At 67.6% G+C, this 16,274-nt stretch carries 20 protein-coding genes and 1 tRNA gene; 14 read left to right on the forward strand and 7 right to left on the reverse strand.

The annotated features are described in order from the left end of the window. Positions 1–21: 21 nt before the first annotated feature. Together B8W67_RS20850 and crp are read left to right on the forward strand one after the other, a co-directional pair. Positions 22–165: a hypothetical protein gene (locus B8W67_RS20850; RefSeq protein ID WP_163796979.1), complete on the forward strand. Its 144-nt coding sequence runs from the start codon at positions 22–24 to the stop codon at positions 163–165. A 99-nt stretch (positions 166–264) separates the two neighbouring features. Continuing rightward, the gene (crp, locus tag B8W67_RS09945; RefSeq protein ID WP_085303766.1) at positions 265–939 is read left to right on the forward strand and encodes a cAMP-activated global transcriptional regulator CRP; all 675 of its coding nucleotides are present in this window, start codon (positions 265–267) and stop codon (positions 937–939) included. Positions 940–956: 17 nt separating this feature from the next. On the opposite strand, the gene B8W67_RS09950 is transcribed toward crp, so the two are convergent. From B8W67_RS09950 to B8W67_RS09960, 3 genes are read right to left on the reverse strand one after another with little or no spacing between them, the layout of a single operon-like run. Continuing rightward, on the reverse strand, positions 957–1,745 hold the full coding sequence (locus B8W67_RS09950) for an MBL fold metallo-hydrolase (RefSeq protein WP_085303768.1): 789 nt from the start codon (positions 1,743–1,745) through the stop codon (positions 957–959). A gap of 4 nt (positions 1,746–1,749) precedes the next feature. Further along, positions 1,750–2,211 carry a RidA family protein gene (locus tag B8W67_RS09955; RefSeq protein ID WP_085303770.1) on the reverse strand — a complete coding sequence of 154 codons (462 nt, stop codon included), beginning with the start codon at positions 2,209–2,211 and terminating at the stop codon, positions 1,750–1,752. After that, positions 2,208–2,369 (reverse strand): Sp36 family protein, encoded by a 162-nt coding sequence (locus tag B8W67_RS09960; RefSeq protein ID WP_109470166.1) that lies wholly within the window; start codon positions 2,367–2,369, stop codon positions 2,208–2,210. Before B8W67_RS09960 ends, B8W67_RS09955 begins: the two co-directional genes overlap by 4 nt. A gap of 69 nt (positions 2,370–2,438) precedes the next feature. Between B8W67_RS09960 and bagA the strand changes: the two genes are divergently transcribed. Then, positions 2,439–3,446 carry an ATPase BagA gene (gene bagA, locus B8W67_RS09965; RefSeq protein WP_085303774.1) on the forward strand — a complete coding sequence of 336 codons (1,008 nt, stop codon included), beginning with the start codon at positions 2,439–2,441 and terminating at the stop codon, positions 3,444–3,446. After that, positions 3,443–4,600, forward strand: a complete 1,158-nt coding sequence (gene bagB, locus B8W67_RS09970) for an ATPase BagB (protein ID WP_085303785.1) — start codon at positions 3,443–3,445, stop codon at positions 4,598–4,600. The genes bagA and bagB overlap by 4 nt, the downstream gene beginning before the upstream one ends. Here the strand turns inward: bagB and B8W67_RS09975 are convergent. Further along, entirely contained in the window at positions 4,597–4,950 is a 354-nt protein-coding gene (locus B8W67_RS09975; protein ID WP_069393122.1) for a WhiB family transcriptional regulator, read from the reverse strand. The two genes, bagB and B8W67_RS09975, sit on opposite strands and share 4 nt — an antisense overlap. A 342-nt stretch (positions 4,951–5,292) precedes the next feature. Here B8W67_RS09975 and ponA2 point away from each other — a divergent pair, with 342 nt between their 5' ends. The 4 genes from ponA2 to B8W67_RS10000 all read left to right on the forward strand — a co-directional run bounded on the left by ponA2 (position 5,293) and on the right by B8W67_RS10000 (position 10,239). Next, on the forward strand, positions 5,293–7,716 hold the full coding sequence (gene ponA2, locus B8W67_RS09980) for a transglycosylase/D,D-transpeptidase PonA2 (protein WP_069393123.1): 2,424 nt from the start codon (positions 5,293–5,295) through the stop codon (positions 7,714–7,716). Between the two features lie 87 nt (positions 7,717–7,803). After that, positions 7,804–8,769 (forward strand): metallophosphoesterase, encoded by a 966-nt coding sequence (locus B8W67_RS09985; protein ID WP_069393124.1) that lies wholly within the window; start codon positions 7,804–7,806, stop codon positions 8,767–8,769. Beyond that, a complete protein-coding gene (gene cds1 / locus B8W67_RS09990; RefSeq protein ID WP_069393125.1) occupies positions 8,766–9,875 on the forward strand; it encodes an L-cysteine desulfhydrase Cds1 in 1,110 nt (369 codons plus the stop codon). Before B8W67_RS09985 ends, cds1 begins: the two co-directional genes overlap by 4 nt. Before the next feature lie 290 nt (positions 9,876–10,165). Next, a tRNA-Pro gene (locus tag B8W67_RS10000) sits at positions 10,166–10,239 on the forward strand. A 96-nt stretch (positions 10,240–10,335) separates the two neighbouring features. On the opposite strand, the gene B8W67_RS10005 is transcribed toward B8W67_RS10000, so the two are convergent. Together B8W67_RS10005 and B8W67_RS10010 are read right to left on the reverse strand one after the other, a co-directional pair. Further along, positions 10,336–11,400 (reverse strand): tyrosine-type recombinase/integrase, encoded by a 1,065-nt coding sequence (locus tag B8W67_RS10005; protein ID WP_163797272.1) that lies wholly within the window; start codon positions 11,398–11,400, stop codon positions 10,336–10,338. A gap of 122 nt (positions 11,401–11,522) precedes the next feature. Continuing rightward, positions 11,523–12,041: a helix-turn-helix domain-containing protein gene (locus tag B8W67_RS10010; protein ID WP_085303789.1), complete on the reverse strand. Its 519-nt coding sequence runs from the start codon at positions 12,039–12,041 to the stop codon at positions 11,523–11,525. Positions 12,042–12,144: 103 nt separating this feature from the next. Between B8W67_RS10010 and B8W67_RS10015 the strand changes: the two genes are divergently transcribed. The 3 genes from B8W67_RS10015 (at position 12,145) to B8W67_RS20530 (ending at position 13,448) form a co-directional block, all read left to right on the forward strand. Continuing rightward, positions 12,145–12,483 (forward strand): helix-turn-helix transcriptional regulator, encoded by a 339-nt coding sequence (locus tag B8W67_RS10015; protein ID WP_234806720.1) that lies wholly within the window; start codon positions 12,145–12,147, stop codon positions 12,481–12,483. Then, positions 12,480–12,977 (forward strand): hypothetical protein, encoded by a 498-nt coding sequence (locus tag B8W67_RS10020; protein WP_085303791.1) that lies wholly within the window; start codon positions 12,480–12,482, stop codon positions 12,975–12,977. Before B8W67_RS10015 ends, B8W67_RS10020 begins: the two co-directional genes overlap by 4 nt. 105 nt (positions 12,978–13,082) lie before the next feature. Beyond that, positions 13,083–13,448 carry a hypothetical protein gene (locus B8W67_RS20530; RefSeq protein ID WP_085303793.1) on the forward strand — a complete coding sequence of 122 codons (366 nt, stop codon included), beginning with the start codon at positions 13,083–13,085 and terminating at the stop codon, positions 13,446–13,448. A 406-nt stretch (positions 13,449–13,854) separates the two neighbouring features. On the opposite strand, the gene B8W67_RS20535 is transcribed toward B8W67_RS20530, so the two are convergent. Then, positions 13,855–14,175 carry a GNAT family N-acetyltransferase gene (locus B8W67_RS20535; RefSeq protein WP_133056089.1) on the reverse strand — a complete coding sequence of 107 codons (321 nt, stop codon included), beginning with the start codon at positions 14,173–14,175 and terminating at the stop codon, positions 13,855–13,857. A 161-nt stretch (positions 14,176–14,336) separates the two neighbouring features. Here B8W67_RS20535 and B8W67_RS10030 point away from each other — a divergent pair, with 161 nt between their 5' ends. The 3 genes from B8W67_RS10030 to B8W67_RS10040 all read left to right on the forward strand — a co-directional run. Further along, on the forward strand, positions 14,337–14,936 hold the full coding sequence (locus tag B8W67_RS10030; RefSeq protein WP_085303795.1) for a recombinase family protein: 600 nt from the start codon (positions 14,337–14,339) through the stop codon (positions 14,934–14,936). After that, positions 14,936–15,769 carry a hypothetical protein gene (locus B8W67_RS10035; RefSeq protein WP_165757317.1) on the forward strand — a complete coding sequence of 278 codons (834 nt, stop codon included), beginning with the start codon at positions 14,936–14,938 and terminating at the stop codon, positions 15,767–15,769. Before B8W67_RS10030 ends, B8W67_RS10035 begins: the two co-directional genes overlap by 1 nt. A 153-nt stretch (positions 15,770–15,922) precedes the next feature. Continuing rightward, positions 15,923–16,274: transposase (locus B8W67_RS10040; RefSeq protein WP_207567699.1), on the forward strand; the 352-nt coding region annotated here is incomplete at its 3' end.

Genomic DNA, 16,274 nt, shown 5'->3' on the forward strand with positions numbered 1-16,274 from the left:
ACCGGGGTTTACTTGCTCTCCATGTCCTGGATGCTGCCGGCGCTGGTGCCCGGGCTGCTGATCGCAGCGACGTTCGGCCTGGACCGCGTGGAGACGCGGCTACGCATGCCCCGCACCATCGCGGATTCGCAGGTTCGGCCACCTCGACACGACGATCGTGTGTAGCGTTGGCAAGTCGAATACTGACGTAGTTCTAGACTCATCACACCAGCTGAATACATGATGGTCTGCGCGTGTCGATCATCCGAGTTTCGAAGGGGCAACGTGGACGAGATCCTGGCGCGGGCCGGAATCTTCCAGGGCGTGCAACCCAGCGCCGTCGCCGCACTGACAAAGCAACTGCAGCCGGTCGATTTTCCGCGCGGACACACCGTGTTCGCCGAGGGGGAGCCCGGCGATCGGCTGTACATCATCTTGTCCGGCAAGGTGAAGATCGGGCGCCGTTCACCGGATGGCCGGGAGAACTTGCTGACGATCATGGGCCCGTCGGACATGTTCGGTGAGCTGTCGATCTTCGACCCGGGCCCGCGGACCTCCAGCGCGACCACGATCACCGAAGTGCGCGCGGTCTCGATGGACCGTGACGCGTTGAAAGCCTGGATCGCCGATCGCCCCGAGATCGCCGAGCAGTTGCTGCGGGTGCTCGCCCGCCGGTTGCGTCGCACCAACAACAACCTCGCCGACCTGATCTTCACCGACGTGCCCGGCCGGGTGGCCAAGCAGCTTTTGCAGCTGGCCCAGCGGTTCGGCACCCAGGAGGGCGGCGCGCTGCGCGTCACCCACGACCTGACCCAGGAAGAGATCGCGCAACTGGTGGGGGCCTCCCGGGAGACGGTGAACAAGGCACTGGCCGATTTCGCCCACCGCGGCTGGATCCGGCTGGAGGGCAAGAGCGTGTTGATCTGCGACTCCGAGCGCCTGGCGCGCCGCGCCCGCTAGACGATCCGCGCGCGGCCTCAGCAGCGCAGATAGTCCAGCTGGGCCTGCACCGACCATTCGGCGACATCCCAGAGTTTCTCGTCGACGTCGACGTAGACGTGTTCGACCACCTGCCGGGTGGTGGCGTCCTCGCCGAGGGTGCGCAGCGCCGCACGGATCTGGTCGAGCCGTTCCTCGCGGTGGGCCAGGTATTGCCCGGCGACGGTGTCCACCCGCGGTAGATCCGGGCCGTGCCCGGGCAGCACCCGACGTTCCCCGAGTCCGCGCAGTCGCCGCAGCGACTCCAGATAGGCCCCCAGGTCCCCGTCCTCGGGGTCGATGACGGTGGTGCCGCGCCCGAGCACGGTGTCGGCGGTGAGCACCGCGTCGTCGAGCACGAACGACAGCGAGTCCCCGGTGTGTCCCGGGGTGGCCAGCACGGTGATCGACAACCCCGCCGCGTCGATGACCTCACCGTCGACGAGCGGTCCACCCAACCCGCGAAGAAAGCCGCTGGCCACCGAGCGCACCACCGCACCGGTGCGCTCGACCAACTGGTCGACGCCGTCATTGTGGTCGCCGTGGCGGTGGCTGATCAACACCAGCGCGATCTTGCCGATCCCGGCGATCCGGTCGATGTGCTCGACATCGTCGGGACCGGGGTCGACCACGACGATCTCGTCGCTGCGCGGGGCGCGCAGCACCCAGGTGTTGGTGCCCTCCAGGGTCATCATCCCGGGGTTGTCGGCCAACAGCACCGAAGCGGTCTCGGTGACCGGCCGCAGCAGCCCATAGGCGGGATGCTGCGGGGCGGTCACGGCACTCATCGGGCTACCCGACCTCGACGATCACTTCGATTTCGACGGGGGCGTCCAGCGGCAGCTCGGCCACCCCCACCGCGGAGCGGGCGTGGGCCCCCTGCTCACCGAAGATCTCCCCGAGGATCTCCGATGCGCCGTTGACCACGCCGGGCTGACCGGTAAAGCCCGGTGCGGAGGCGACGAAACCAACCACCTTCACCACCCGGGTGATCGCGTCGACACCGACGAGGGCGTCGACCGCGGCGAGGGCGTTGAGCGCGCAGATACGTGCCAGCCGGTAGCCGTCTTCGGGGCTGACCTGTGCGCCCACCTTGCCCACACCGGCGAGTTGACCGTCCTGCATCGGCAGCTGACCGGAGGTGTAGACCAGGGTGCCCGACCGTACCGCCGGGACGTAGGCGGCCAGCGGGGCGCTCACCGCGGGCAGCCCGATCCCGAGCTCGGCGAGGCGAGCCGCCCACGATGCGGTCATTTCGGGCGTTTCATGTACGCGACGAGTTGCTCCCCGGTCGGCCCGGGCAGCACCGCCACCAGCTCCCAACCGTCCTCACCCCATTGGTCGAGGATCTGTTTGGTGGCGTGGGTGATCAGCGGAACGGTCACGTACTCCCATTTGGTCGGCTCGCTCATACCGCCGAGCTTATCGCTGCGCACCGGTGACGCCACCGGCCGGGCGGCGGACGCGTTGGTTAGCATGCACTGGTGTCGACACCATCACTCGGTTGGCCCTCCCGGCTGTCAAAAGCCCGACTGCACTTCGTCACCGGCAAGGGCGGAACCGGAAAAACCACGGTCGCTGCGGCGCTGGCACTGGCGCTCGCCGCCGGCGGACGCAATGTCTTGTTGGTCGAAGTCGAAGGGCGCCAAGGCATTGCGCAGCTCTTCGATGTCCCTCCGTTGCCCTATGAGGAGGTGAAGATCGCGACCGCTGAGGGCGGCGGGCAGGTCAACGCGCTGGCGATCGATATCGAGGAAGCATTCCTGGAATACCTCGACCTGTTCTACAACCTCGGGCTGGCCGGAAAGGCGATGCGCCGGGTCGGCGCGGTCGACTTCGTCACCACGATCGCACCGGGGCTGCGCGACGTCATCCTCACCGGCAAGATCAAATACACCGTCGGCGGGGAGGGCAAGGACAACCGCGCCCACTACGACGCGCTGGTCGTCGACGCCCCGCCGACCGGACGCATCGCCCGGTTCCTCGACGTCACCAAGGCGGTGTCGGATCTGGCCAAGGGCGGCCCGGTGCACTCCCAGTCCGACGGCGTGGTCAAGCTGCTGCACTCCGATCAGACCGCGATCCATCTGGTCACGCTGCTGGAATCGCTGCCGATGCAAGAGACCATCGAGGCGATCGACGAGTTGCGGGAACTGGAGCTGCCGATCGGCAGCGTGATCGTCAACCGGACCATCCCGCCGTACCTGGGGGCCGAGGACCTGGCCAAAGCCGCCGACGGCGTCGTCGACGTCGATGCGGTGCACGCCGGGCTGGCCAAGGCCGGCATCACCCTCGACGACGACGACCTCGCCGGGCTGCTGACCGAGACGATTCAGCACGCCACCCGGATCACCGCCCGCGCTGAGACCGCCGAACGGCTCACCGAGCTGGAGGTGCCGCGGTTGGAGCTGCCGACCGTCGGTGACGGAATCGACCTGGGCAGCCTGTACGAACTCTCCGAAATTCTCGCCGAGCAGGGGGTCCGATGAGTCCCAACCCGTCCAAGAAGCCGCCGCGGTTGGACACGGCCACGGTGCTCTCCGACACCAGCAACCGGGTGGTGGTGTGCTGCGGCGCCGGCGGTGTCGGCAAGACCACCACCGCCGCGGCGATGGCGGTGCGCGCCGCCGAGTACGGCCGCACCGTGGTGGTGTTGACCATCGACCCGGCCAAACGTCTCGCCCAGGCGCTGGGGATCGAGGACCTGGGCAACACGCCGCAGCGGGTGCCGCTGCCGGATGAGGTGCCCGGTGAACTGCACGCGATGATGCTCGACATGCGTCGCACGTTCGACGAGATGGTCGTCCAGTACTCCGGGCCCGACCGGGCCCAGGCGATCCTGGACAACACCTTCTACCAGACCGTGGCCACCTCCCTGGCCGGCACGCAGGAGTACATGGCGATGGAGAAGCTCGGCCAACTGCTGGCCGAGGACCGATGGGATTTGGTCGTCGTCGACACCCCGCCGTCGCGCAACGCGCTGGACTTCCTCGATGCGCCCAAACGCCTCGGCACGTTCATGGACAGCCGGCTGTGGAAGCTGCTGCTGGGCCCGGGGCGCGGTATCGGCCGACTGGTCACCGGGGTGGTCGGGCTCGCGATGAAGGCGATGTCGACGATCCTGGGCTCGCAGATGCTCTCCGACGCCGCCAGTTTCGTCCAGTCGCTGGACTCCACGTTCGGCGGCTTCCGCGAGAAGGCCGACCGCACCTATGAGCTGCTCAAGCGTCGCGGCACCCAGTTCGTGGTGGTCTCCGCCGCCGAACCGGACGCGCTGCGGGAGGCCTCGTTCTTCGTCGACCGGCTCTCCTCGGAGAATATGCCGCTGGCCGGGCTGATCCTCAACCGCACCAACCCGATGCTGTGTTCACTGCCGGTCGACCGGGCCACCGACGCGGTCGCCACCTTGAGCGAGCAGGCCGAGCCCGACCCCGGCGATGCGCTGGCGATCGCGGTGCTGCAGATCCACGCCAACCGGGCACGCACCTCGCAGCGGGAACTGCGGCTGCTGTCGCGGTTCACCGGCGCGAATCCGGCGGTGCCGATCGTCGGGGTGCCCTCGCTGCCGTTCGACGTCTCCGACCTCGACGCGCTGCGGGCCATCGCCGACCAGCTGACCGGGTCGGCTACCGAAAAAAGTTAGCCAGCGCTGCGGCGCTTACGCTGCGCAGCGAAGAAATCAGCCCACGAGGTGACCTCGGGGTGCTGCTTGAGCAGGGCGCGGCGTTGACGTTCGGTCATCCCGCCCCACACGCCGAACTCGACCCGGTTGTCCAGCGCGTCGGCGGCACACTCGAGCACCACCGGACAGTGTCGGCAGATCACCGCGGCCTTGCGCTGCGCGGCGCCGCGCACGAACAGCTCATCGGGGTCGACGGTGCGGCAGGCGGCCTTGGCCACCCACGCCAACCGGTCCTCGGCGGCGGCGCCGTGCACCGCGCTGTAGGCCGGTGGAGTGTTGGTAATGCGCGGTCCTGGCCGAATACCTGACACCTGCGTTCCCTTCGTTCCGGCCGCCGGGACGGCGGCACTGCCCTCCGGTGCAGACCCCCACTTGCGAACGCTGAGATCCACGCCACATTGCGTCGTTCAGTGTTACCTGAATCGCACTCTGGTTATAAGTTAGGTGGTCAGGTCGCATTTACGCAACAGTTGGATTCCGGTTTTTTGGCACGACCGTGCCGTCCTTGCATTTCTGGACGGTTCTTCCGGTGATTTCGGCAGCCGCGAGCGCGGCCGGCAACGCGGGCGGATCGCTCCCCGGTGGGGAGCGGTAGGCGGCCCGGGGAGCCCGGCCCTACAGTCGCGCACCGCGACGCCGCTAGTGTAGTACCCATGTCCGAGCGCCCCGCAGTCGGTGTCACCATCGCCAAGCTCGCCGGCTGCTGCCTGCTGGCCAGTGCGATCGTCGCCGCCCTGCTCTTCCCGATCGTGGGGGGCGTCGGTCTGCTGTCCAACCGGGCCTCCGACGTCGTCGCCAACGGCTCCGCGCAGGTGCTGGAGGGCGACGTGCCCGAGGTGACGACGATGCTCGACGCCGAGGGCACCCCGATCGCCTGGCTGTACTCCCAGCGCCGGTTCGAGGTGCCCAGCGATCAGATCGCCAACACGATGAAGCTGGCAATCGTCTCGATCGAGGACCGCAGGTTTGCCGAGCACAACGGTGTGGACTGGAAGGGGACGTTGACCGGGCTGGCCGGTTACGCCTCCGGTGACCTGGACACCCGCGGCGGGTCGACCATCGAGCAGCAGTACGTCAAGAACTACCAGCTTCTGGTGCTCGCCCAGACCGACGCGGAGAAGCGGGCGGCGGTGGAGACCACCCCCGCGCGCAAGCTGCGCGAGATCCGGATGGCGCTGACCCTGGACAAGACGTTCTCCAAAACGGAGATCCTCACCCGCTACCTGAACTTGGTGTCGTTCGGCAACAACGCGTTCGGGGTGCAAGACGCCGCGCAGACCTATTTCGGGGTCGACGCCGCCGACCTGAACTGGCAGCAGGCCGCGCTGCTGGCGGGCCTGGTGCAGTCGACGAGCTCGCTGAACCCCTACACCAACCCCGATGGGGCACTCGCGCGCCGCAACGTCGTGCTCGACACCATGATCGAGAACGGTGCGGCCGACCCGGAGGTGCTGCGCGCCGCCAAGGCCGAGCCGCTCGGGGTGCTGCCGCAACCCAACGAGCTGCCGCGCGGCTGCATCGCGGCCGGTGACCGGGCGTTCTTCTGCGACTACGTCCAGGAGTATCTGACCAAGTCGGGGATCAGCCCGGAGAAGCTGGCCCGCGGCGGCTACCAGATCCACACCACGCTGGACCCCAAGACCCAGGAGCACGTCAAGTCGGCGATCAACGAGTTCGCCAGCCCGGATCTGCCCGGGGTGGCCAGCGTGATGAGTGTGGTGCGCCCCGGCAAGGACACCCACCCGGTGCTGGCGATGGCGTCCAACCGCACCTACGGACTCAACACCGAGGCCGGAGAGACCATGCGCCCGCAGCCGTTTTCGCTGGTCGGCGACGGCGCCGGGTCGGTGTTCAAGATCTTCACCACCGCGGCCGCCCTCGACATGGGATTGGGCATCGACGCCGAACTCGACGTTCCCAACCGGTTCGATGCCAAGGGGCTGGGCAGCGGGGGCGCCAAGGGCTGCCCGAAGGACACCTGGTGTGTGGAGAACGTCGCACCGTACCGCTCCCCGATGACGGTGACCGAGGCGCTGGCAACCTCCCCGAACACCGCGTTCGCGAAGCTGATCTCGCAGGTCGGCGTCGCGCGCACCGTCGACATGGCGGTGCGGCTGGGGCTGCGCTCCTACGCCGACCCAGGCACCGCGCGCGCCTACGACCCGGCGAGCAACGAGAGCCTCGCCGATTTCGTCAAACGCCAGAACCTGGGATCGTTCACGCTGGGGCCGATCGAGGTGAACGCGCTGGAGTTGTCCAACGTCGCGGCCACCTTGGCCTCCGGGGGCACCTGGTGCCCGCCCAACCCGATCGACAAGCTCATCGATCGGGACGGCAACGAGGTGGCGGTCACCGTCGCGCCGTGCGAGCAAGCCGTCCCGGAGGGCTTGGCCAACACCTTGGCCAACGCGATGAGCAAGGACGCCGCCGGCGGCGGTACCGCGGCCGGCTCGGCGGGGGCCGCCGGCTGGGATCTGCCGATGTCGGGCAAGACCGGAACCACCGAGGCGCACCGCTCCGCCGGGTTCTTGGGCTTCACCAACCAGTACGCCGCGGCGAACTACATCTTCGATGACTCGGCCACCCCCACCGACCTGTGCTCGTTCCCGCTGCGGCACTGCGGCGAGGGCGACCTCTACGGCGGCAACGAGCCGTCGCGCACCTGGTTCACCGCGCTGCAACCGATCGCCAACGACTTCGGCGAGATTCACCTGCCGCCCACCGACCCGCGGTTCGTGGAGGGTGCGCCCGGCTCGAAGGTGCCCAACGTGTCGGGCCTGGAGGTCAGCGACGCCCGCAAGCGGATCCGCGAGGCCGGGTTCCAGGTGGCCGACGAGACCAACTCGGTGTTCAGCAGCTCCAAGTACGGCACCGTGGTGGGCACCTCCCCGGACGGCCAGACCCTGCCCGGGTCGGTGATCACGATCCTGATCAGCAACGGCTCCCCACCACCGCCACCGCCGCCGCCGGCCGCACCGCCGGGCGCCCCGCCGCCACCGGGGGCACCGCCGGAGATGACGGTGGTGGAGATCCCCGGGCTGCCGCCGATCACGATCCCGGTCGCCCCGCCGCCGTAGCCGGCCCCGCAGCCGGCCCCGGCGCGCCCCGGCGCGGTCCGGCCATTCGGACCCTCCGACGCCGGTGCCGGGAAGTAAGCTGCCTACATGCCTGCCGCCCAGCCCCTGACCGTTTTGAAACGCGCGACCGCTGTCGGGCTCGGCACCACGGCTGCCGGGATCGGCTATGCCGCGCTGATCGAACGCAACGCGTTCACACTGCGGGATCTGACCATGCCGGTGCTGGCGCCGGGTTCCTCGCCGCTGCGGGTGCTGCACCTGAGCGATCTGCACATGCGCCCCGGTCAGCGGCGCAAGCAGGCCTGGTTGCGGGAGTTGGCCGGACTCAACCCGGATCTGGTGGTCAACACCGGGGACAACCTCGCCCACCCGAAGGCGGTGCCCGCGGTGGTGCAGGCACTCGGTGACTTGCTGGGGGTGCCGGGGGTGTTCGTCTTCGGCAGCAACGACTACTTCGGCCCGCGGATGAAGAACCCGGCGCACTACCTGGTCAAACCCGGGCACCGCATCTACGGGGAGCCGTTGCCGTGGCAGGATCTGCGGGCCGCCTTCACCGAGCGTGGGTGGCTGGACCTGACCCACACCCGCACCGAACTCGACGTCGCCGGACTGCGGATCGCCGCCGCCGGGGTCGACGACCCCCACATCGGGCGGGACCGCTACGACACGATCGCCGGGCCGGCCAGCGCGGCCGCGGATCTGCGGCTGGGGCTGACCCACTCGCCGGAGCCGCGCGTGTTGGACCGGTTCGCCGCCGACGGCTACCAGCTGGTGCTGGCCGGCCACACCCACGGCGGGCAGCTGTGCCTGCCGTTCTACGGCGCGATCGTGACCAACTGCGGGCTGGACCGGTCGCGGGCGAAGGGACCGTCGCACTGGGGTTCCACGATGCGGCTGCACGTCTCCGCCGGATTGGGCACCTCGCCCTACGCGCCGGTGCGGTTCTGCTGCCGCCCGGAGGCGACGCTGCTGACGCTGATCGCCGCACCGACCGGCGACGCCGACGTGGCGGCCACCCGGGGGCGCTCGCAGCCCACCGTCTCGGCGCGGTGAGCGCGGCGGCGTCGGGCACCGCCGCCCACAGCCACCCCCGCCGCTGGGTCGACAACGCGATCCGGCTGATCGAGGCCGACACCCGCCGCTCGGCCGACACCCACCTGCTGCGCTATCCCCTGCCGTCGGCGTGGGCCCTCGAGGCCGATGTGGCGCTGTACCTCAAGGACGAGACCACCCACATCACCGGCAGCCTCAAACACCGGCTGGCGCGATCGCTGTTCCTCTACGGACTGTGCAACGGCTGGATCGGTGAGCACACCACGGTGGTGGAGGCGTCGTCGGGCTCCACGGCGGTCTCCGAGGCGTACTTCGCCCAGCTGCTCGGTCTGCCGTTCGTGGCGGTGATGCCGGAGTCGACCAGTGCGTCGAAGGTGGCGCTGATCGAGGCTCAGGGCGGGCGCTGCCATTTCGTGCAGGAGTCCGGCGAGGTCTACGCGGAGGCCGAACGTGTCGCCGCCGAGACCGGCGGGCACTACCTGGATCAGTTCACCAACGCCGAGCGGGCCACCGACTGGCGAGGCAACAACAACATCGCCGAGTCGATCTTCGAGCAGATGCGCGAGGAGCGGCATCCGGTGCCGGAGTGGATCGTGGTGGGAGCCGGCACCGGCGGCACCAGCGCCACCATCGGCCGCTACATCCGCTACCGGCGCTACGGCACCCGCCTGTGTGTGGTGGACCCGGAGAACTCCGCGTTCTTCCCCGCCTACGCGCAGGGCCGCTACGACCTGGTGGTCGACGCGTCCTCACGCATCGAGGGGATCGGGCGTCCACGGGTGGAGCCGTCGTTTCTGCCCGGTGTGGTCGACCGCATGGTGTTGGTGCCCGACGGGGCGTCGGTGGCCGCGGCGCGCCACGCCAGCACGGTGCTGGGTCGGCGGGTGGGAGCGTCGACGGGGACCAACCTGTGGGGAGCGTTCGGGCTGCTCGCCGAGATGGTCGCGCAGGGGCGCGGCGGGTCGGTGGTGACGTTGCTCGCCGACGGCGGCGAACGCTACGCCGACACCTACTTCAGCGACGACTGGCTGGCTCAGCAGGGCATCGATCCGCGGGAGGCGGCCGAGGCTCTCACGTCGTTCGAACGGTCCGCCGCCTGGGGCTGACCGCCACCGTCCTGCACTGTCGGCTCGTCACGCTCACCGGTCCAGGCCAGCCACACGGCCGCCAACCCGAAGAATCCGGCGTAGAGGGCACCACCCAACAGGGTCATGATCGTCTCACTCCTTCCGGCTCAGTTAGTTAGTCTGCATAACCGGGCGGGAAACCGCATCTCTTCCCAGTGTGAGTTACACCCGGTGGTTTCGCCGGTGTGATCCATCCGGCGAGTCGCGGCCGAAGGGGTAACGGTTTGGCTGCAGACGGTGGCGGTGCGATAGGCTGTCGTGGCTTCACACGGGGTGTGGCGCAGCTTGGTAGCGTGCTTCGTTCGGGACGAAGAGGTCGTGGGTTCGAATCCCGCCACCCCGACAGTGGAAAACCCGCTCTGACCTGGTAAAACAGGACAGGGCGGGTTTCTTCGTTTTGGCTGCTGGCGCGGCCGGTAGGCAGTGGGTAGGCAGGAGATCAGACCGAGGTCGATTTCCCCAGGTCGGCGACCACCCTGTCGAGGTGCGCCGCGACTTGCTCCAAGTCCTCGGGGAAGAGGTCGCTGTAGGTGTCCAAGGTCAGCGTCGCGCTCTTATGGCCGAGCATGATCTGGAGCACCTTCACGTTGGCCCCCGCCTGGACCGCCAGGCTCGCCGCCGTGTGACGGAGGTCGTGGGGTGTGGCGGCGGGGAAGTCCGTGTGCGGTGTCCCCGCATCGTCGAGCTGGCGCAGGGTGTCGACGGCGGATTTCCATGTGCGATCCCGCCACGAGTTGAGGCGCAGCACCCCACCCTTCGGGGCGGTGAACACGAGGTCTTCCCGTTTCTTGTTCTGACACTGCACCGACAACGGTTCAATGAGGAACTTCGGCAACGGAACGTGCCGCGCCTGCTTACCCTTCGTCGGGGTCCAGGTCAGCCGTCCGCCGACCTCGGTCACCTGCTGACGTACGTGGACCTGCCGCCGTAGGAGATTCAGGTCATGTACCTCCAGCGCCGCCGCCTCCCCGAACCGCAAACCCGTGTATGCCAGGAACAGGACGAGAGTCCGATACCGAGGGTCTATGGTGTCCGCCAACGCCCAGGTCTGGTCGTGACTCAGGTACACCTTCGGGGGCTCGGTGCGGGCGGGCAGGGTGTGCCCTGACGCTGGGTTCGCGGACAGGCGTTTGTCCTCTACCGCCACGCTGAGAATCCCGCGCAGCACCTCCATTGCATTCTCAACGGTGGTGGGCGTCGCGCCCTGCTCCCCCATCTCGACAATCCACGACTTGACTGCTGACCGCTGTACGTCCTTGACCAGGACGCTTCCCCAGCGCGGCCCCACCCACTTGTTCCACCCTGAGACTCGGCGTTCCCGTGTCCCACCTGGTTTCTGGTGAGAGAGGTAGACCTGCCACACGTCCTCGACCGTGACCAGACCCGCCTTCTCGGTCACGTAGGTGCCCGTGGTGAGCCTCGTGGTGGCCGCATCCCGATAGGTCTCAGCATCCGCCTTGCGGGCGAAGCTCTCCGTCTCTCTGGTGCCGTCGAGTCCAATCACGGTGACCCGCCAGCGTTTCCCCCGCCCGTGCCGCGCGGACTTTGATCCGTCCCGTTTCGTCCACAGGTCTTCGGGACCGTAAGCCCCCGCCTTCCGCCGTTGAGGCTCCCCCGCCGAGCTGGTCATCCCCGCTCCCCCTCCCCAGGAGGCACCTTGCGGTACACGAGGTCCAACAGGAGCTCCCGCACCAGGGGCACCAGGTCCTCGTCGAGCTTCTCCCCACGACCTCGCGGCTCACGCATCAGGTAGTCCCGAACGTCGTCGGCGTCATCCAGGAAAACGTCGCCGTCCATCGGCACGCCGAGTTCTGATTTCCGTACGGCGGCAACGGAATCCACGAACGCTTGGATGTATTGGTGTAGGTGCGACTGGCACATGTCGCGCAGGGAGTCGGCCCGCCCGACGACCCACGACGGGTCAACAGGAGTCAGCACCCTCAGGAGATCAGCGGCGGAGACCCCGAGCGCGGAGGCGATGGCATGCAGCTCCGTAGCCCGCGCTGGCCGTGTCCCCAGCTCGACGCGCCCGAGCACGACGGGGGCCATGCCGATCCGCCGCGCAAGCTCCTGCTGCGAGATGCCCACCATCTCGCGACGAAGGCGGACAGCCGCTCCGAGCTGCTGGTCTTCGGTTTCAGTCACGAACAACAGCCTATCTGATTCATATAGGTATTCCAATCCCGACAATCTGTGCTACTGTCTAAATCAGAAGTCATACACGTTACGTGTACATCAGGAGGACGACATGGCACGCACCGCCGCCCCCGACGTGGGGGCCGACACCGACCTGATGGGTGGGGAGTACCTGACCCCGACCCAGGTCACCCAGCGGCTCAACGTCTCGCCGCAGACCCTCTCGTATTGGCGGTCACGGAACACAGGGCCGCTGAGTATCAAGATCGGGAACGGGGTCCGTTACCCCCGCGAGCAGTTCGAGGAGTGGCTGGCCGAGCAGGTCTCTACCTCGGCACGGGGCGACGCGGTGGCTCGGGAGTCCAAGCCGACGCGCGGCGGGTCGCGTACCCGCTCGGGGTCACCGTTTGGCGGCACCTCGACGGACGTGACCAAGGGCCGTCGGGCATGAACCCCGACGAGGCTTGGGACTCCGCGTACACCCCCGCCTGCCGAGCCCGCCACCACCTCAGCGGGCTCATGGGTGCGTTCGCCGAGGACAACGGGATGGTCGGTCCCGATCCCGAGGTTTGTCGCGCCGCTGAGTATCCCGAACCCTACGAGGTGCTGGTGCGGGGCTGGCGGCGGTGCCTGGACGCAGCCCGAACGATCAACGCGCGGTACCGAGCCGACTGGGAGCAGGGCGGTGGGCCGCTGACCGTGATCGCCCCCGCCGTGCGGGAGACAGCTCTGGACGAGCTGGTCTCGGTGTGGGAAGTGCTGTCCCGCAGGTACATCTCAGTGACCCTGGACGCCAACCGAAATCAGTGGGACTGCCCATACTGCGGGGCGTTCGTCGACCCTGCGGAGTGGAGCCTGGGCGGCGTCGTCGACGACGACCGTTGCCCCGAGTGCTACTGCATCCTCTGGATGAATGACGGGGAGACGGACTGGAAGGTCGGATAGGTGTGGTGTCCCGTACCGGAAACGGCGGGCGGGCACGGGGTTCGAGTCCTCGGCACCAGCGGGGACGACGAGAGTCGTTGTCCTACAGGAGAAAGGGAGATTGATATGACGACCGACACGGTGACGTTCCCGAAGGTCCGATGGGGCCGTCTGGGTGCGAAACGGCAGTGGGTGATCGACAGCGCCGAGCTGCTCGCGGGGCAAGGTCCCGACGAGACGACCCCAGCGATGGAGAAGGCGGCGGTGGAGCAATCCCGAGACATCCGTCGTCGGGTCCTGGACGTGGTGGAAGCCGCACTCGACGGCCTGATGCCTCACGACCTGCTGCTGGTCGAGAAATCCGAGGATGACCTGCGCGCCATCGTGTCGTGGGTGCTGGCGGTAGTAGGGGACACCCTGGTCGACAAATCCGTGACCTACGTGTCGGACATCGACAAGGACGACGAGGACGAGGATTCCGACGCGGCCTGATCCGAGAAACCCCCAGGCGGATGACGCCTCACGCCGCCTGGGGGCTGGGTCGGGACCGACCCGTACCTCAACCTCAGAGAAAGGTAGGACCAGTATGTCACACGACTCGGCCCGTCAGGGGCGTCACGAGCCTGTCCAGGCTGTCGAAACGTCCAGCGCCGCAACGGGGGACGTGACTCACGATCCTCGGTGCTGCGAGGGGTGCGTGGGCAGGGCGCGGCTGGATGTGGTGGTGAGTCGGATGGGGGTGGGGGTTGGGTAGGTAGGTAGGTAGGTCGGTAGGTCAGGAGGGCCAGGAGGGGCCCAGGAGGGCCGTCGTCTCAGCCGAGGCGGTGGGGGCTACCTGGTTTCTAGGGTGAGGTCAGGACGCATCGGGCTGGCGCGGAGTTCGCGTCCCCGTTGCCAGTTACGGGAGCGGCAGGGGATTCGCATTGGCGAACTTCTTACCCAGATGGTTCGGTCCTTCTTCGAAAACCTTCGGGTCATGCTCCAGGTCGTGACAGTGGTTCTCGACCGTGTAACGCAGCAACTCGCGGGCGATCCACCTGCCGCGCCATTCGGGGTTCAGATAGATCATTGCTATCTGCGGTGGCGATGTGTAGCTCTTCCAGGTGAGGTGGCCAATCGAACCTTCACCGATCGGTTCTCCCCGCTCGTCGACTTGGTATATCTCAACCCGAGGATTAGAGGCGTCTTCCGTGAACTCATATTTCAATCTGTCTCCCACGGAGCCAGCCTAGCGATACGGGTGGGTCTCACATCTAAAGAACTGAGACCCCGTGATTCCCTACGTGTTGTGCTCACGACAACGCAGGTCACCGAGTCTCGCATCCTGGTGTCACCGAGCGGGTCTCACATCCTGTCGGTGCTCGGTGAGACTCTGCTGGCATGAGCACAACAACGACGACTACGACCGCCACGGCGGCGTATCTCCGAGTTTCCACGGGGCACCAGTCAGTCGAGCAGCAGCACGACCGACTGGCGGCTGCGGGGGTCGAGCCCGACCGTACGTTCACGGACACGGCATCGGGGCGTGCGGGCTCCGAGCGGCCTGGGCTGGCCTCTGCGCTGGGATGGCTGCGGGCTGGGGATCGTCTGGTCGTCGTAGCCCTCGACCGCCTGGGGCGCTCTGTAGTCGAGGTGACTTCGACGGTTGCCGACCTGGCAGCTCGGGGGATCGTGGTGCAGGCGCTGCGCGAGGGAGTCGACACCTCGACCCCGACGGGGCGGGCGGTGGCGGGGATCATGGCGAGCCTGGCGGAGCTGGAGTTGGAGCTTGGTCGGGAGCGGCGGCAGGCAAGTCGGGAGGCTCGGGTGTCTCGGGGGCTGCCCGCTACCAGGCCATCGAAGCTGAACTCGGATCAGCGGGCTCGGTTGGTGCGGTTGTACCGCCAGGGTGAGCCCGTCGGCGAGCTGATGGGACTGTTCGGGGTGTCCAGGGCGACGGTGTTTCGGGTGGTGAGGCGGCACCGGGCGGAGGTGGCGTGATGGTGACGGACATTGGGGTGCTGCGGGATCGGATGCGTCGTGCCGCTGAGGTACGTAAGTTGATGGGGCAGCTCTGGAATGAGTATCTAACTCGGAACCCACGGCAGTTTGACTTGATCCCCCACCCTGATTCGGACACCCAATGGACTTTGGTGATCCGTACGGTCGAGCCCTTACCTGTGCGGATCAGCACCCTGTTCGGAGAGTGGCTGTACCTGCTCCGTGCTGCGCTCGACGGCACCATCCATTACGCCGCCGTCCGCGACAGCGGGCAGAACCCACCGCCCAACGAGAGAAACCTCTACTTCCCGATCAAAGATGATCCAGCGAAATTTGACAGCTCGGACCATCGGCGCAAGCTAGCCGCACTTTCGGATGTCACGTTTACCTCCCTCCGATGTGTTCAGCCCTTCAATGCCGAGCCCGACCACAAGGCGAATCCGTTGTGGTGGATCGACGAGCTCGCGCGCATTGACCGTCACCGATGTGGGCACGCACTGGCAGCCCACATCGTGAAAGCGCGAATCGGGATACAACCGCCAGTCGTCCTGGTGGCGCGTCACCTGCCCGAGTCGGCGACACGCCGCATCCCGATTGACGAGACCGCTCCGATGCCGCTCCTCGACCTAGAAGCCCCCGCTGAGTTCGACGAGCAGACCCTCCGCGACCACATCGACATCAGCGACGCAGCCGAGAATGCGCTGGACGTGACGGAGTGGGTGAGGGAGGCGTCGCCGCCCATGTCCAGGACCGACCTGGACAAACGCATGGCGTTCTGCGAGCAGTTCGTCGGGGATGAGATCATCGCGCCGATCCTTGATGGTGAGGTGTAGTCCCGCTCGCGTGTAGTGGAGCAATGATCAGAACCTGTGGATGAGCCTCGGTGAGGTGGCGTAGGAAAGGGCGCACCTTCCCGAGGATGATCTTCAAGTCGAAGTGGTTCTGATCAAGACCGGCGTTGGCGCGCTGGTCGGGAAGGCACGCCCATGCTCACCGTAGTTCACGACGCCGATTCAGCCAACGACAACACCGGTGGCCCCGGCCGGTCGCTGCTCGATGAGATCGTCCGCGACGGCGCCCGGCAGATGCTGGCCGCCGCACTGCAGGCCGAGGTCGCCGCCTACGTGGCCCAGTTCGCCGACCAACTCGACGAGGCCGGCCACCGACTGGTGGTGCGCAACGGCTACCACCACGGCCGCGAGGTGCTGACCGCCGCCGGCGCAGTCGAGGTCAAAGCGCCGCGGGTCAACGACCGCCGCGTCGATCCCGACACTGGGCAACGCAAGCGGTTCTCCTCGGCGATCCTGCCGGCCTGGGCTCGCAAATCTCCACAGATGA

Source organism: Mycolicibacillus koreensis (assembly GCF_002104795.1).
GTDB lineage: Bacteria > Actinomycetota > Actinomycetes > Mycobacteriales > Mycobacteriaceae > Mycobacterium > Mycobacterium koreense.

Bases quoted from the DNA above. Each gene is read 5' to 3' on its own strand.
- B8W67_RS10035 (WP_165757317.1), top strand. From the start codon at position 14,936: ATGGTGACGGACATTGGGGTGCTGCGGGATCGGATGCGTCGTGCCGCT.
- B8W67_RS10015 (WP_234806720.1), top strand. From the start codon at position 12,145: ATGGCACGCACCGCCGCCCCCGACGTGGGGGCCGACACCGACCTGATG.
- B8W67_RS09985 (WP_069393124.1), top strand. From the start codon at position 7,804: ATGCCTGCCGCCCAGCCCCTGACCGTTTTGAAACGCGCGACCGCTGTC.
- B8W67_RS20530 (WP_085303793.1), top strand. From the start codon at position 13,083: ATGACGACCGACACGGTGACGTTCCCGAAGGTCCGATGGGGCCGTCTG.
- B8W67_RS10030 (WP_085303795.1), top strand. From the start codon at position 14,337: ATGAGCACAACAACGACGACTACGACCGCCACGGCGGCGTATCTCCGA.
- B8W67_RS09960 (WP_109470166.1), bottom strand. From the start codon at position 2,369: ATGAGCGAGCCGACCAAATGGGAGTACGTGACCGTTCCGCTGATCACC.
- B8W67_RS09950 (WP_085303768.1), bottom strand. From the start codon at position 1,745: ATGAGTGCCGTGACCGCCCCGCAGCATCCCGCCTATGGGCTGCTGCGG.
- bagB (WP_085303785.1), top strand. From the start codon at position 3,443: ATGAGTCCCAACCCGTCCAAGAAGCCGCCGCGGTTGGACACGGCCACG.
- B8W67_RS10020 (WP_085303791.1), top strand. From the start codon at position 12,480: ATGAACCCCGACGAGGCTTGGGACTCCGCGTACACCCCCGCCTGCCGA.
- ponA2 (WP_069393123.1), top strand. From the start codon at position 5,293: ATGTCCGAGCGCCCCGCAGTCGGTGTCACCATCGCCAAGCTCGCCGGC.
- B8W67_RS20850 (WP_163796979.1), top strand. From the start codon at position 22: ATGTCCTGGATGCTGCCGGCGCTGGTGCCCGGGCTGCTGATCGCAGCG.
- B8W67_RS09955 (WP_085303770.1), bottom strand. From the start codon at position 2,211: ATGACCGCATCGTGGGCGGCTCGCCTCGCCGAGCTCGGGATCGGGCTG.